This window comes from Rhizobium phaseoli, assembly GCF_010668805.1.
GTDB lineage: Bacteria > Pseudomonadota > Alphaproteobacteria > Rhizobiales > Rhizobiaceae > Rhizobium > Rhizobium phaseoli_A.
In genome coordinates, this window is sequence record NZ_WUFT01000009.1 from 155,883 (window position 1) to 171,039 (window position 15,157).

Consider the following 15,157-nt stretch of genomic DNA (forward strand, 5'->3'; position numbering starts at 1 on the left):
GGCGGACCTGGCCGGAAGCAGCGAGGCTTCCGGCCATCACTTCCTGCCACCGGCAGCAAGCCGGTGGCACCCACAATCTTTCTCTCATGAAATATCCGCATCCGCCCTCCTTGCCGGGCGGAGCGGTTTCGTGCGAGCCGGAGACGATATGAGCGGCTATATTCTTTCAATCGACCAGGGCACGACATCGTCACGCGCGATTATCTTCGATGGCGACATGAAGATGGCCGGCTCGGCCCAGGCGGAGATCACCCAATATTATCCGCAGCCCGGCTGGGTGGAGCACGACGCCACTGAGATCTGGCAGTCCGTCGTCGAGACGGCGCGCAAGGCGATCGCCGATGCCGGTCTTGATGCCGCCGACATTGCCGCGATCGGCATCACCAATCAGCGCGAGACGGCGGTCGTTTGGGACCGCAGGTCCGGCAAGCCGCTTCACCGGGCGATCGTCTGGCAAGACAGGCGTACGGCCGAAATGTGCGAGAGCCTGAAGGCCGATGGATACGAGAAGCTGTTTTCCGCCAAGACCGGCCTGCTGCTCGACCCCTATTTCTCCGGAACCAAGCTGCGCTGGCTGCTCGACAATGTCGACGGCCTGCGTGAGAAGGCGGAGGCGGGCGACGTCTGCTTCGGCACGATCGACAGCTGGCTGATCTACAATCTGACTGATGGTCGTGTTCATGTCACCGATGCGACCAATGCGTCGAGAACGCTGCTCTACAATATCGATGACGGGGTTTGGGACGAGGAGCTTCTCGGCATTCTCGGCATTCCGGCCGCCATGCTTCCCGAGGTCAGGGAATGCGCCGATGATTTCGGGCGTGTCGACAAGACCCTCTTCGGTGCGGAGCTTCCGATCCTCGGCGTCGCCGGCGACCAGCAGGCGGCGGCCGTGGGCAATGCCTGCTTCGAGCCCGGCATGATGAAGTCCACTTACGGAACCGGCTGCTTTGCGCTGTTGAACACCGGCAGGGATCGTGTTTCCTCGTCCAACCGGATGTTGACGACCATCGCCTGCCGCCTCGACGGCGAGACGACCTATGCGCTCGAGGGTTCGATCTTCATCGCCGGCGCCGCCGTGCAATGGCTGCGCGACGGCCTCGGCATCATCGACCAGGCGTCGGAGGCGGGCGCGCTGGCGGCCAAGGCCGATCCCGGACAGCAGGTCTACATCGTTCCGGCCTTCACCGGCCTCGGCGCACCCTATTGGGATCCGACAGCGCGCGGTGCGATCTTCGGGCTGACGCGAAATAGCGGGCCGGCGGAATTTGCCCGTGCCGTGCTTGAATCCGTCGCCTATCAGACGCTCGACCTGCTGGTGGCGATGAAGAAAGACTGGGGCGTCAACCAGCTGGAAACCGTGCTGCGCGTTGATGGCGGCATGGCGGCTTCGGATTGGACGATGCAGTGTCTGGCTGACATGACGGGGAACCCGGTCGACCGGTCGGCGATCCGCGAGACGACGGCGCTGGGTGCCGCCTGGCTTGCCGGCTCGAAAGCCGGCATCTGGCCGGGCCGACGGGAGTTTGCGCGGGCCTGGGCCTGCGACCGCCGCTTCAAACCCTCGATGGAGGAGAGCGAGCGGCAGGCTAAGATCATCGGCTGGAAGAATGCCGTCTCGCGGATGATTTCGGACGTCTCGGCGGGGTAATCGGCTTCCCCGAGGCTAACGGCACTGGCGGCGTTTCTCACGTGCCGCTTTCGGCCTTTCGGCTGATGAAGCTCAGAGCGAGTACGGCGAAGATCAGCGTTCCCGTGCCGACCTGCTGCCAATAGAAGTTCAGATCGGTCAGCAGCAGGCCGTTGGCGACGATGCTGAGCAGCAGCGCGCCGAGAACGGTGCCGCCGACATTCGGCCGGCCGAGGGGGCTGAGCGTCGTGCCGATGAAGGTCGCGCCGATGGCATTCAGCAGGAAGGCATTGCCCGAGGAGGGGATGTAGGTGGTGACGGTTGCCGTCAGGATCAGGCCGGCGATGGCCGCGATCAACCCGACCAGGATGAAAGTCACCGCGACATGAGCCGGTGCTGCAATGCCGGAATAGCGCACGACGCCCGGCTGGATGCCGATCGACAGAATGACGCGGCCAAAACGCGAGCGGGCAAAAACGACCGCAGCGGCGGCGATGACGACAATGGCAACTGCAAGCGGCACCGGAAAGCCGGCGATCTCGCCGTGGCCGAGGAAACGGAAGGCTTCCGGCACGCCGTTCGGCGGCAGATAGACCGGATTGCCGCCATTGGTCAGTAGCTGCTGGACGCTGCGGCCGATGAACAGCGTGCCGAGCGTGGCGAGGAACGGCGACACGCCGATCCCGGAAATCAGAAACGCGTTGAAGGCGCCGACGAATGCCCCAGCGGCCAGTCCCGCGAGCGCGGCGAGTGCCACCGGCTGCCCGGCGAGGACCAGCGAGACGAAGGCGAAGCTGGCGAAATCCATCGCCGTTCCCACAGAAAGATCGATGCCGCCCGAGGCGACGGCGAAGGTCATGGCAATCGAGACGATGGCAAGCAGCGTGAAATTGTTGACCAGGATGCTCTGCAGGTTTGCAAGCGTCAGGAATGTCGGCGTTGCCGCGGAGAAGGCTGTAAAGACCGCAATCAGGGCGAGGATCAGCCCATAGCGCACCAGGCCGCCGGCGATAAGACGCGGCAAGCCTGTCGTGGCAGGGGTAGGGGTGTGGAGCGACATGGTCAGGCCTCCTGCCGGCGCAGCAGCGTGGTCGCGGAAACGACGATGAGAATGAGCACGCCCTGGACGCCGCTGACCAATGTGCTCGAAATGTTCAGCAGCTGGAAACCGTTGATGAGGAAGCCGACCAGCAGGGCGGACAGCAATGTGCCGGTGATTGTCGGAACCAGCCGGCGCGAGAAGACCGCGCCAAGCAGGGCCGTCACGACGACGGGCAACAACATCTCCCCGGAACCGGTCGTGCTGCCGCTGAGATAGGAAACCGAGAGGATGCCGGCGATGCCGCCGCAGAAGCCGCTGGCAATGAAGGCGCCGGCGAGCAGGGGGCGAAGCGGCAGGCCGGCGGCACGCGCCGCGTCCGGAAACTCACCGACGGCATAGAGACGCAGGCCGAGCGGAGTATATTGCACGATCGCCGCCGCAATGGCCGTGAAGCCGAGGAGCACATAGGCAAGAACCGGTATGCCGAAAGGATCCGAAGCCGAAAGTGCCGATAGGAAAGGCGTCGAGGCCGGCAGGACGGTATTCCCCGTCAGCACCAGTTCCAGGCCGGCGACGATATTCATGACGGCAAGCGTGGCGAGCAGCGGCACGATGCCGGCATAGACGACGGCAATGGCATTGACCGTGCCGATCAACGCGCCGGTCAAGATCGCCGCTGCAATCGCTGTCGCGTCGCCGTAGCCGAGTTGCGTCAGGCTGGCATAAACGGCGGCGCTGAGGCCCATATTGGCAGCCAGCGACAGGTCGATGCCGCCGGTGACGACATTGGAGCCGCCGGCAATCAGCACAACCGTCAGTCCGATGGCAAGCACGCCCGAGATGGCCGATTGGCCAAGCACGTTGCCGATATTGCCGATGCTGAGGAAATAGGGCGCGCTCAGCGAGAAGATCAGCAGGATAGCGGCAAATGCGATCAGCGATCCGAAGCGCAAGGCCGCAGCCGCAACATTGCCGGTCGGCCGCGGAGACAATTCCACAGCGGCAAAGCGGGAAGGCGCAAATTCCACTTCAGCCGGCATGGCGCTGCCCCTTAGATGATCCGGTCGATTGAGCCAGCACGGCATCCGCGCTGGTCTCCGATGAAATGAATTCTCGCACCACGCGCCCGCGAAAGAGCACAAGGATGCGATCGGTGATGCCGACGAGTTCGGGCAGATCCGAAGACAGCACGATCACGCCGGCGCCGCGCGCCGCGAGTTCGCCGATCAGCGTGTAGATCTCGACCTTGGAGCCGATATCGACGCCGACCGTCGGCTCGTCGAGGAGATAGACCTCGGAGCGGCGGCTCAGCCATTTGGCGATGGCGACCTTCTGCTGGTTGCCGCCCGAAAGCGTGCGCAGCAGGGCATTCCGCCCATTGGTTTTCACCTGCAGTCGCGTGATCAGCGCATCGACCTCGCTCTGTTCGCGTTTACGATCGAGAAAGCCGAAACGCGTGAAACGGCCAAGGCTCGAAAGGCTGATATTTTCGGCGACGCTGAGGTCGAGCGCGACGCCGTGACGGCGGCGATCTTCCGGCACCAGTGCGATCTCGCGGCCGGCCGCCTGTGTCGGATTGGTGAAACGGGTAAGCTTGCCGCCGACCTCGATGCGGCCGGAAGCGGGTGTTTCCAGCCCGAAGAGAGTGCGAAGCAGCTCCTTTGCGCCGGAGCCGAGCAGGCCTGTGATGCCGAGCACCTCGCCGCGGCGAAGCGTGAAGCTGACGTCGGTATATTTTCCTGGCGCCGACAGCTGCTCGACCTTGAGGATTTCCGCGCCGGGCGTCACCTCAGGCTTTGGAAACATTTCCTTGATGTCGCGCTCGACCATCAGCCGGGCGATCGCGGCGGCCGACGTTTCCCCGATCGGCAAGGAGGCGACGTCGAGCCCGTTGCGCAGCACGGTGACGTGGTCGCAGAGCGCTTCGATTTCGTTCAGATAATGCGAGATGTAGATGATGGTCACGCCTTCGTCGCGCAGGCGACGGATCAGCCGGAAGAGGATATCGGCCTCGCGGGCCACCAATGCGGCGGTCGGCTCGTCGAAGACGAGCACCTTCGGCTGATTGAGGAGCGCGCGGGTGATTTGCACGATCTGCTTTTCGGCAGTCGACAATTCGCCGATCAGGGCGGCGTTCGGCAGACGGAGACCGAAATAGTCGTTGAGAATATCGGATGCGCGGCGCTGCATCAGTCGCCGGTCGAGAAAGGGCGTACCCGAGATCCGCGGTTCCCGGCCGAGGAACAGGGTTTCACCGACGGTGAAGGTCGGGACCAGCAGCCGGTCCTGGTGAATGAAGTGGATGCCGAGCTCTTCGGCAAGATGCGGCGTCAGCCTGTCGAATATCTGCCCTTCGATCTCGATCCGGCCGCCATCCGGCTGGTGAAGGCCGGCCAGCAGCTTGATCAGTGTCGACTTGCCGGCACCGTTCTGGCCAACAAGGCCGTGGATGGTGCCGCGCCCGACGATCAGCGACGCACCGGCCAGCGCCTGCGCCCCGCCGAAGCGCTTGACGATGCCTTCGAAGCGGATGATGTCGTCGCGCGCCGTCACTGGCTGCTTTAAGGAAATAGCCGTCATACGATTTCTCCGGTCATCTTGCCCGGGCGATCCAGCGATGCCGGATCGCCCGTCAGACAAGGTCAGCCGATGCCGAGTTTCTTGGTGATTTCGCCGACATTGGTCTTGTTGGCGAGCAGGGCGGGAACATAGGTCTCGCGCGGCAGGGTCTGGCCGGCGAGCAGCTTGGCGACGTTGCGGATGGCGGTGCGGCCGATTTCCGCCGGCTGCTGCGCGACGTCGGCCCCGGCCGGCGAATTCGGATCGGCGACGAGCTGCAGGACCTCGGGGCTGCCATCGACGCCGTAGGTACGGATCTCGGTCCGGCCGGCCGCCGCCAAAGCCTGGGTGGCGCCAAGCTGCGGAATATCCCAGGCCGACCAGATCGCCTTGATCGAACCCTTTTCCGGATATTTGTTGAGGATTGCCGTGATCTGCGTGAAGGCGTCCTGCACGGTATTCGGGATGACGTCGCGCAGTTCCGGCTGGAGAATTTTCACCTTCGGGAAATATTTGACGACATTGACCAGCTGGTCGTAGCGGATTGCGCAAGGGGTGACGCCATAGAAGCCGTTGAAGACGACGATATTGCCTTCGCCGCCGATATCGGAGACCAGCTGCAGCGCCAGGTCCTTGCCGATGCCCCAATTGTCAGAGGTGGTGTTGTTGATCGAGTTGGTCGAGCCGACGTCGACGGTTAGAACCGGGATCCCGGCATCACGCGCCTTCTTCAGCCAGGGGTCGATGACACTCAGCGTGCCGAGGATTTGAACGATCGCATCCGGTTTCTGGGCGATCAGGGTCTGCAGCTGCGAGACCAGCTTGCCGTCATTGCGTCCGGCATCGACAGCGATCGGCTCGCCGCCGAGGCGCTTTACCTCTTCGATCTGGGCATTAAAGGCCTGCAGGTCGAAGAAGTGATCGGTGCCGGTTGCGCTGATGGCAATGCGCTTGCCTTTCAGCGACAGTTCTTCGCCGGCTGCGAAAACCGGCTTCTGCCCGATGAGGGATGCACCGGCGACGGCGACCCCGGCCGCGGCAGACAGTTTCAGCAGATCTCGTCTTCCGAGACCCTTTTCAGACTTTTCGATGCTCATGACCACTCTCTCCAATTAAGTTATTTCTATAAATTAAGTAGACTAATAAAAATGAGGAGAAAGGAATTTCCAAAAAGAAGCTCTCCGAGAAAAAGAGTAGGCGGAAAGAGCGCCTATTCCCGGCTCGAGGTTTCCGGCGAACGCTCGATGGTGCACGTCCTTGGATGATGCCTGCAACGGAGATGACCGAAGCACCCTTGATCATCGGCTCACTTGAGACTAAATATAACCTCAAGTGAAAAGGAGCCATTGTCATGATGGGATTTTCTATCGTCGCCGACGTTCTCGGATTGCCTGCCCGGGAGCCGGCATCGCGCTCGGCCTTCGGCCTGCTCTCCAGCATCGAGGCGGGATTGCCGGTCAAGGCGCTTGACCGCATGGCATTGCTTCTGGCGCCTGACGATGTCCAGTTCAAATACCGGCTCGTTCCCAAGGCAACCTATGAGCGGCGCAAATCCAAGCATCGGCTCTCCACCGACGAGGGGGTAAAGCTCGCTCGCCTGGCGCGCGTCTGGGGGCTGGCGCTCGACGTCTGGCAGACCGAGGCCGAGGCCCGCGATTTCCTGTTTCGGCCGCACGCGATGCTGGAGGACAGGCGGCCGATCGACGTGGTCATCCAGAGCGAGATCGGCGGCGAACTCGTGCTCGATATCCTTGGAAGCCTGAAATATGGCAGCGCTGCGTGAGCGCACAGCGTCTCGACCGGACGCTCACATCCGTTCGCATCGGAGATCCCAGTGGAACCTATCCGATCTTCGATGCCACCGGCTCAACCATCGCGCCGGGGCGGTGGAATACATCAGGCAGCCCGATCATCTATACGAGCGAGCACTATTCGACGGCGCTGCTCGAAAAGCTCGTCCATGGCAGCGGCAGGCTGCCGCCCAACCAGCATTATGTCACCGTCACCATACCGCGCGGGCTAAGCTACGAGGTCTTCTCCGAACCCGCTTTACCGGGCTGGGACAGCATGCCTGCCGGGGTCAGCAAGGCTTTCGGCGAACGCTGGTGCCAGGAGAAGCGCAGCGCCATTCTGCTGGTCCCAAGCGTCGTCGCCCGCGTTGACCGCAATGTGCTGATCAACCCGGCCCACCCGGAGTTCCAATCGATCACCGTCAGCCTTCACCAACCCGTTTTCTGGGATCGCCGTCTGTTCGGCGTCTGACGAGACATCTGGTTGCAGATCACCCCTTCTGCCGCGGCGAACGCGCCATCAGTCTGGCATAGGCAATAGCCGAGAGCATGTTGACGTGATTGGCCTTGCCGGTGCCGGCAATGTCGAAGGCTGTGCCGTGGTCGACCGAGACGCGGTCGATCGGTAGGCCGAGCGAGACGTTGACCGCCGTCTCGAAGGCGACGAGCTTGATCGGGATGTGGCCCTGGTCGTGATATTGGGCGATGACCAGATCGAAGGCGCCGTTATAGGCGCGGGCGAAGACCGTGTCGGCGGAGATCGGGCCGACGACGTCGATGCCTTTCGCCTGCGCCTGTTCAACGGCGGGCGCCAGGAATTCCGCGTCCTCAGTGCCGAACAGGCCGTTTTCGCCGCAATGCGGATTGAGGCCGGCAACGGCGATGCGCGCCTTCTTGCCGAGTCTCAGGAAATGCTTATGACCGGCTTCGATAGTGGCGAGCACCCGCTCGGTCTTGGCACGTTCGATCGCGCCCTTCAGCGAAATATGCGTGGAGACGTGGATGGTATTCAGCCGCTCGGAAGCCAGCAGCATGAAGGAACTCTTCGAGCCGGTGAGATGGGCGAGAAGCCCGGTATGGCCGTCATGGTGATGGCCGGCAAGGTTCATCGCTTCCTTGTTGATCGGCGCAGTGACGATGACATCGGCTTCACCGGACATCGCAAGGTCGACGGCGCGGGTGATATAACGCACCGAAGCATCGCCGGCGATCCGGCTGACCTTGCCGATTTCGGGCAGGGCCGCGCCGAGCGCAACTTCATCGACGGCAATCCTGTCATCGCCGCCGGCATCGGCCGGCGCGAATGTCAGGCCGGTGCCGCAGACGCGATCGGCGCGCTCCAGCGCTTCGACATTGCCGACAATGACGAAATCGCGGCGCTCTTCACTCGGAAGGGCCGCCAAGGCCTTGACGATCACTTCGGGGCCGACACCGGCCGGATCGCCGAGCGTCACGGCGACTTTCGCATTCCTGTCCATCATAAAAGTTCCTTCTACAACGCGGCCGCGTAAATCGAGCGGATGTCGGCGCGTGTGAGATCGCGCGGATTATTGTCGAGCAGACGGCGAATGGCAAAGGCATCGTCGGCCATGGCGTCGAGATCGCTTTCCGGCACGCCGAGGCCGGAGAGCTTCATCTCGATACCGAGTTCGGCGCAGAAGGCGTAAGCCGCATCGAAGACGGATGCGATGGTTTCCGAGGTTTGACGTCCGAGCGCGGCCATCACGGTCTTCGTCTTTTCCGGGGCGGCCGGCGTGTTGAAGGCAAGCACATGCGGAAAGATCAGCGCGTTTGCTGCGCCATGGGCAACATGCCAGCGCGTGCCGAGGGGATAGGCAAGCGCATGGCCGCCGGCAGTGTTGACCGGGCCAAGGCAGAAACCGCCGTAAAGCGAGGCGAGCGACAGGCCGGCACGCGCCTCGGCGTCGTTGCCATCCTTGACGGCGCGGGCGAGATATTTGCCGACCAGCCGCGTTCCCTCGATCGCATAGAGATCGACCATCGGATGGGCCTTGCGATTGGTGAAGGCCTCGACGCAATGGGCCATCGCGTCGATGCCGGTAGCAGCTGTCGTGGGGGCCGGTACGCTGAAGGTCAGGGCCGGATCGATGACGGCGATGTCGGCCAGCATATGCAGGCTTTCCACCGCAAGCTTGGCCATCGTCTTGGGATCGGTGACCAGCGCGCGGATGCCGGCCTCGCTGCCGGTGCCGGAGGTGGTCGGTACCTGGGCGAGTGCTGCCTTGCGCGGCCCATGCACTTTGTTGGGGCCGACGACGTCATGCAGCGTCTGCGCGGAGCCGGCAAGAACGGCGGCAAGTTTCGCCAGGTCCATGGCACTGCCGCCCCCGAAGCCGACGATCAGTTCAGCGTTGGCGCCGTTGGCTGCGGCCAGGACTTTTTCGAGGTTGGCCGTGTCCGGCTCGGGCGTCACTTCGGCAAAGACCGTCACTTCGCCCTTCAGCTCCAGCAGGTCGATGCGCGAGGCATTGAAGGCATCGGAGATCACAAGCGTGCGCCGATAGCCCTTTTCGGCAGCCCATTTGCCGAGCTTTGCCGCCGTGCCGATGCCGAATTCGATCAGGTGCGGACGAACGATCGTGATTGGCGAATCCAAGCTGGCCATGAACCAGTCCTCCCTGCAAGACCTTGCGGCGATGTCGTCTCTCTTTAATGTAAAGTTGTAAGATTAATGTCAAGCCAGCATTCCCAGGCGCGTAAATTTTTATCGCCGAACCTGGCGTCGAATGTGGTTCAAACAGACGTCGGTGTGCTAATATCTTATTGAAGATCAGGTGGTTACTGAAAACCCATCGATGAACGGGCATTCGACCATGAAGGACGGGCCGCCATTCGCGTCGGCGACGAACAGCGCGGAGATGTTGTCACATTCTCTCGCGATGCCGATCAAAGCCAGTCCCAGCCTGCATTCTCTCGCGCTCGACCGGACATAGATTTACAATTTTCGGCCGCCGGTTCGCTTACGGCAGGGATTGCGGGGCAAGCCGCACATATTTGATGGCGCGCCGGTAGTAGGTGTAGGCGACATGGAGCGTGCCGTCGCTGCCCTGGATGATCGAGGGATAAGAGAATTCGCGGTTCAGCGAGTCCTTGGAATTGTTGCTGAGGCAGAAGCCGTCGCCGGTATCGAGATCGATGCGATGCGGAAAGCTCCTGCCGCCATCCCTCGATATCGCCAAGCTGAGTGGGGCGCGCGGAACACCCCACACCGCCTTGCGGCCGATATGGGCGGCGACAATAGCGGGCTCTTTGGCCTCTCTGCCTTCGATTTCGTCATAGAGTGACTGGCGCCGCGCGTCCGACATGCCGGCATTCGAATGGTTGTAAACCATTGCGATCGCTCCATCATTCAGCACGGTGGCCTGGACCGAGGAGTTGTTGTTCGGCAATTCGGTGGGCTCGGGCACGCTCCAGGATTCGCCGCCGTCGGTCGATCGGCTGAAAAGAATGCTCTCGGCGAAGCGGTTGCGGTAGAAGGCGACCATCTCGTTGCCGCCGAGCGGCAGGATGTTCATGTGCACGGCGCCGATACTGTCTGGAATATCGCGCATCTGCCAGCTGGTGCCGCCGTCTCGCGAGATCAGCACTGCCGCCGTATCGGCGTCGCCACTCCAGCGCTGGCCGTTGAGGCCGACGCAGCGGAAAACCGGAAGCAGCCAGTCGCCCCGGTCGTTGACGACGATCTGCTGACGAACGAATGTGCCGGGACTGTCGCAGAGGATGCGAACCGGGCCGAAGCTTTTACCGCCATCCCCCGATATCCGGCATTTGACAACAGAGCCATCCTGATTACCGGAGGTCTGCGAGGTATAGAGCAGCCATGTTTTCCCGTCCGGAGCATTGAAAATCAATGGGTTCTGCTCGGATTTGTCTGGATCGTCGCTCATCTTCTCCGGCTCGGACCAGCGCTCGGAGCCTGGTGCCAGCCGCGACATGTAAATCGAAATATCGCCCATACCCTCCATCGTGCCGCCGAACCAGACGCAGGTCAGCGTGCCGTCCGGCAGAAAGGCGAGATTGGCCGCATGGTTCTGGATGCAAGGGGAGGGCAGATAGGCATCAGCGCGGCCCTGAATGGAGGGGTGCGGGGTGATAAGCCCAGTCATCAGGGCGGGCACGGCTTCCGAAGGCAGGCCGGTAAAACTCATGGCAGATTTCCTCAAGGCAGCTTGGCGTAGCTTTCGGCGAGCGCGGCATAGTCCGCATCATCAAGCGGCATCAGCGGTGCGCGCGTGCGCTTCCAGGCGGGATTACCGGTCTTTAACCCCACCATTGCCTTGATGGTCGGGATCTGGACGTAGGAATTGGAAAGCGTGCGATAGGCATTGATGCGCGCCTGCGCCGCCTCGACATCGGCGGCGCGTGCGGCGTCATGGACATGGTCGTAGACGGTGCGCAGCGAACCCGCCACGAGATTGGAAGTGGCGGTGATGCAGCCCGCACCGCCGGCCTTCATCAGCGGCAGCAGCAGCGGATCGGCGCCGGCCAGCACCGAAAAACCGGGATGGGCGGCGATGATCGCCTGCATGTTGTTGAAATCACCGGCAGATTCCTTGATCCCGACAATCGTTTCCGGAAAGGCCGCAATCAGCCGGCCGATCAGCGGTATGGACAGCGGAACGCCGGAAACCTGCGGGATGTGATAGAGGATCACCCGCAGACGCGTATCGGCGACCTTTTCCAGCACCTGCGAATAGGCGGCGAAGAGGCCGTCGTCGGAGACGCCCTTGTAATAGAAGGGCGGCAGCATCACCACCTTGGTGACGCCGAGCGACAGCGCGTGCCGGGTCAGTTCGACGGTCTCCGGAATGGCGACAACGCCGGTGCCCGGCAGGAGCCTGTCGGCAGAAATGCCGGCCTTCACAGCCGCTTCCAGAATGGTGCGGCGCTCGGCTGCGGAGAAGGAATTGGCCTCGCCCGTCGTGCCGAGCAGGGCGACGCCATGGCATCCCTCGGCCAGCAGCTGCCGGCAATGGTCGGTGAAAAGCGCGAGATCAGGCGTATTGTCCGCCGTCAGCGGCGTTGCGGCGGCGCTGAAAACGCCTGTAATCCTGTGATGGCTCATTTCACCCTCCTCGGTACGCTCCGTCCCACCGTTGTCTGTTCGAACGGGCCGGCTGCACATGCAATTGTCATTCGTCTGTCGCGATGGATTGCGAAAAACTTTTCCATTGCGGCGCTTTTGTCAAGCAGACAAAATGCGTTCCTGCGAGAGACAAAATTTAACTTGTTGTTATTGAATGGATATTCGTCGGATGAAATTTTGTTGGAACGGAAAATGCGATTTTTTGTTGACATATTTACAATAACGAGAGAACGATACGGGACGGATTGTGCTGCGCCTAGCAAGGGGCAGGGAGAGTGCTGCCGAATTCACCTGGGAGGAATGCCATGTCTTTAGATCAATCGGATAAAACCAATATATCGCGTCGCAACGCGCTGAAGCTCGGCCTTGCGGCCGGCGTCGGCCTCACCGTGTTCGGGATGAATGCCCGCATCGTCATGGCCGACGAGGGGCAGGTCCTCAAGGTCGCACATCCGGCCTTCGACCAGGATTGGTCGCCGCTGCGCGGCGGCGGCAGGACGTTCCGCTGGAATTCGATCTGGTGGGCCTCGCCGATGTATTTCGACAGCGAAGGCAAGATCAAGCCTTACGTATTCACCAGCTGGGAATCGGCCGACAATGCCGTCTGGACGTTCAAGATCGACCCCAAGGCCGTTTTCTCCGACGGCAGCAAGATCACCTCGGCCGACGTCAAGGGATCGTGGGAAGTCGCCTCGATGCCGAACACCAAGAGCCAGCGCGCCGATCAGGTGCTGAGCAAGGTCAAGGGTTACGCCGAAATCGCTGCCGGTTCCGGCAAAGAGCTGACCGGTGTCGCGACACCCGACGAGGGCACGGTCGTGGTGACGCTGACGGCAGCCGATCCGATCTTCTTCATGCGCCTGGCAAACCATATCGCGCCGATCACCAAGGCGTCGCAGTCGCGCGGCAGCGACGGCGAGGAGATCATCGACTGGTACAAGCCTGACAGCAAGCCGGCCTTCTCCGGTCCCTTCAAGCTGACGAGCATCGATATCGACGCCGGCAAGCTCACCTTCGAGCCGAACGAGAACTTCTTCGGCCCGAAGCCAAAGCTGGCGCGCATCGAGGTTACCTCGATCGAGGACAATGTGACGGCGACATCGCTGATCAAATCCGGCGAGTTCAACGCGCATACGGAACTCGTCACGTCGACGATCATCCAGGATCTCGGCCCCGAATTCTCCGCCGGCCCGCTGATCCCGACCAGCCAGCACTTCTGGTTCAACATCTCGCGCGCGCCGATGGACGATCCGAAGGTTCGCCAGGCACTGATCATGGCGATCGACCGCGACGGCCTGTTCAAGGCATCCTATCCGGATGGGCCGCACAAGAAGGCCGATCAGATCCTTAATTCGGTTCCCGGCGCCGAAAATTCCGGCTTCGAGCCCTTTCCCTATGATCCGGCGGCCGCAAAGAAGCTGCTTGCCGAATCGAGCTATGGCGGGCCTGAGCGCCTGCCGAAGATCATGTTCGTCGGCATCTCGGCGCCAGCCATTCAGGCCGCCGCCCAGTTCATCGCCGAGCAGTGGCGCCAGAACCTCGGCATCACCGCCGTCGACATGAAGCCGCAGCAGGATGCCTATGCCGGCCCGGACCAGAACTCGGTCCAGATCTTCCGCGACGACGTCGGCACCCGCGTTCCCGATGCCGTCTCCTATCTGGCAGGCTGCATCGCCTCGACTTCGTCGAATGCGCAGAACAAGCTTGGTGGATACAAGAACGACAAGGTCGACAACGCCCTTGCCGAGGCGACGACCAAGGCTGCGGACGATCCACAGCGCATCGCTCTTGCCCAGGAAGCCCAGAAGGCGTTCCGCGACGATTGGGCCTTCATTCCGTGGTACTCTCAGGCGATGTCGCGCTGGGCCACCAAGGAGGTCAAGGGTCTGGACAAGAACCTCGACTGGCAGATCGTCGAACCCTGGAACATTTCCATCGGTTGATCCGGAACGATCGTTCCTGGCGATAAACGCGCGAAGGCCGCAAGGTCTTCGCGCAAATTTCAAGAAGAGATGCGATCTGCTGCGCTTTACCCAAGCCGAGCCGCATCGAACAACTGGCGGGAGGTGGCCATGCTGCGCTACGTGCTAACCCGGTTTGCCATCTGGATTCCCTCCGTGCTGGTCGTGATGCTGGCCGTTTACGCGCTGGCCTTCTATGGCGCCGGCGACCCGATCAAGCTGATCTTCCTGCGCGCGCCGGGCGACGTCGCTTATAATCCGCAGCGCATCGAAGCCATCCGCGAAAGTGCTGGCCTCAACAGGCCCTTCATCGAGCAGTTCGGCCTTTACATCTCGAACCTGCTGCATGGCCAATTCGGCAACTCGCTGACGTCGGGCCGCGCTGTCTGGGCAATGGTCTCAGCCGCAGCTCCCGTTTCCTTCCAGCTTGCCCTCTGTTCCGTCATCCTGACGACCGTCGTTGCGATACCACTCGGAATGATCGCGGCGCTGAACCAGAATTCGCGCCTCGATTATGCTATTTTGGGCTCTGCGCTCTTCCTCTGGGCGATCCCGGCCTATGTCGCAGGTCCCTTGCTGATGGTCGGCCTCATCGTGCTGCTGCCCGGTGCAAGCGTGCCCTATGGCTGGGGCGGCATCTTCGATGTCCGTATCCTGCTGCCGCTACTCGTCCTTTCCTTCCAGCCGATCGCGCTGATCGTGCGCCAGACGCGCGCCGCCGTCATCGAAGTGCTGTCTGAGGATTTCGTCCGCACCGCCCGCGCCAAGGGCGTGCCCGAGATCATCGTGGCGCTGCGCCATATCCTGCGGCCGGTGCTGACGCCTGTGGTGACGCAGCTCGGCCTGATCATGATCACCATCGTCAACGGCGCGATCTTCGTCGAACTGGTCTTCGGCCTGCCGGGGCTCGGACGCCTGACGGTGCAGGCGCTGATCAATTCCGACTATCCGGTCATCCTGGCGATCACGCTGATCGGATCGTTCCTGGTGATGGTGTCGAACCTCTTGGTTGATGTGCTCTATCCGCTGCTCGACCCGCGCGCCAATGATGCAAGAAGGAGCCGCTGA

Annotated in this window: 13 protein-coding genes; 5 read left to right on the forward strand and 8 right to left on the reverse strand. The window is 62.1% G+C overall.

Annotated elements, in window-relative coordinates; genetic code table 11:
• Positions 1 to 148: 148 nt before the first annotated feature.
• A complete protein-coding gene (glpK, locus tag GR197_RS15865) occupies positions 149 to 1,651 on the forward strand; it encodes a glycerol kinase GlpK (protein ID WP_164011171.1) in 1,503 nt (500 codons plus the stop codon).
• Positions 1,652 to 1,688: 37 nt separating this feature from the next.
• On the opposite strand, the gene GR197_RS15870 is transcribed toward glpK, so the two are convergent.
• The 4 genes from GR197_RS15870 to GR197_RS15885 all read right to left on the reverse strand — a co-directional run bounded on the left by GR197_RS15870 (position 1,689) and on the right by GR197_RS15885 (position 6,328).
• Positions 1,689 to 2,690 (reverse strand): ABC transporter permease, encoded by a 1,002-nt coding sequence (locus GR197_RS15870; RefSeq protein ID WP_164011173.1) that lies wholly within the window; start codon positions 2,688 to 2,690, stop codon positions 1,689 to 1,691.
• A gap of 2 nt (positions 2,691 to 2,692) precedes the next feature.
• A complete protein-coding gene (locus GR197_RS15875; protein ID WP_164011175.1) occupies positions 2,693 to 3,712 on the reverse strand; it encodes an ABC transporter permease in 1,020 nt (339 codons plus the stop codon).
• Positions 3,702 to 5,252, reverse strand: a complete 1,551-nt coding sequence (locus GR197_RS15880) for a sugar ABC transporter ATP-binding protein (protein WP_164011177.1) — start codon at positions 5,250 to 5,252, stop codon at positions 3,702 to 3,704. Before GR197_RS15880 ends, GR197_RS15875 begins: the two co-directional genes overlap by 11 nt.
• 62 nt (positions 5,253 to 5,314) lie before the next feature.
• Positions 5,315 to 6,328, reverse strand: coding sequence for a sugar ABC transporter substrate-binding protein (locus tag GR197_RS15885; protein WP_164011179.1), 1,014 nt, complete (start codon positions 6,326 to 6,328; stop codon positions 5,315 to 5,317).
• A gap of 254 nt (positions 6,329 to 6,582) precedes the next feature.
• On the opposite strand from GR197_RS15885, the gene GR197_RS15890 reads away from it, so the two are divergent.
• Together GR197_RS15890 and GR197_RS15895 are read left to right on the forward strand one after the other, a co-directional pair.
• The gene (locus tag GR197_RS15890) at positions 6,583 to 7,014 is read left to right on the forward strand and encodes an antitoxin Xre-like helix-turn-helix domain-containing protein (protein ID WP_164011181.1); all 432 of its coding nucleotides are present in this window, start codon (positions 6,583 to 6,585) and stop codon (positions 7,012 to 7,014) included.
• Positions 7,011 to 7,493 carry a type II RES/Xre toxin-antitoxin system toxin gene (locus GR197_RS15895; protein ID WP_164011183.1) on the forward strand — a complete coding sequence of 161 codons (483 nt, stop codon included), beginning with the start codon at positions 7,011 to 7,013 and terminating at the stop codon, positions 7,491 to 7,493. Before GR197_RS15890 ends, GR197_RS15895 begins: the two co-directional genes overlap by 4 nt.
• A 19-nt stretch (positions 7,494 to 7,512) precedes the next feature.
• Here GR197_RS15895 and pdxA read toward each other — a convergent pair whose 3' ends face one another.
• From pdxA to GR197_RS15915, 4 genes are all read right to left on the reverse strand, one after another.
• Positions 7,513 to 8,499 carry a 4-hydroxythreonine-4-phosphate dehydrogenase PdxA gene (gene pdxA, locus GR197_RS15900; RefSeq protein ID WP_164011185.1) on the reverse strand — a complete coding sequence of 329 codons (987 nt, stop codon included), beginning with the start codon at positions 8,497 to 8,499 and terminating at the stop codon, positions 7,513 to 7,515.
• A gap of 14 nt (positions 8,500 to 8,513) precedes the next feature.
• Positions 8,514 to 9,647 carry an iron-containing alcohol dehydrogenase gene (locus GR197_RS15905; RefSeq protein ID WP_164011187.1) on the reverse strand — a complete coding sequence of 378 codons (1,134 nt, stop codon included), beginning with the start codon at positions 9,645 to 9,647 and terminating at the stop codon, positions 8,514 to 8,516.
• Positions 9,648 to 10,002: 355 nt separating this feature from the next.
• Positions 10,003 to 11,190, reverse strand: coding sequence for a sialidase family protein (locus GR197_RS15910; protein WP_164011189.1), 1,188 nt, complete (start codon positions 11,188 to 11,190; stop codon positions 10,003 to 10,005).
• 11 nt (positions 11,191 to 11,201) lie between these two features.
• Positions 11,202 to 12,107, reverse strand: a complete 906-nt coding sequence (locus GR197_RS15915; protein WP_164011191.1) for a dihydrodipicolinate synthase family protein — start codon at positions 12,105 to 12,107, stop codon at positions 11,202 to 11,204.
• 326 nt (positions 12,108 to 12,433) lie between these two features.
• On the opposite strand from GR197_RS15915, the gene GR197_RS15920 reads away from it, so the two are divergent.
• Positions 12,434 to 14,071, forward strand: coding sequence for an ABC transporter substrate-binding protein (locus GR197_RS15920; protein WP_164011193.1), 1,638 nt, complete (start codon positions 12,434 to 12,436; stop codon positions 14,069 to 14,071).
• A gap of 129 nt (positions 14,072 to 14,200) precedes the next feature.
• A complete protein-coding gene (locus GR197_RS15925) occupies positions 14,201 to 15,157 on the forward strand; it encodes an ABC transporter permease (protein WP_164011195.1) in 957 nt (318 codons plus the stop codon).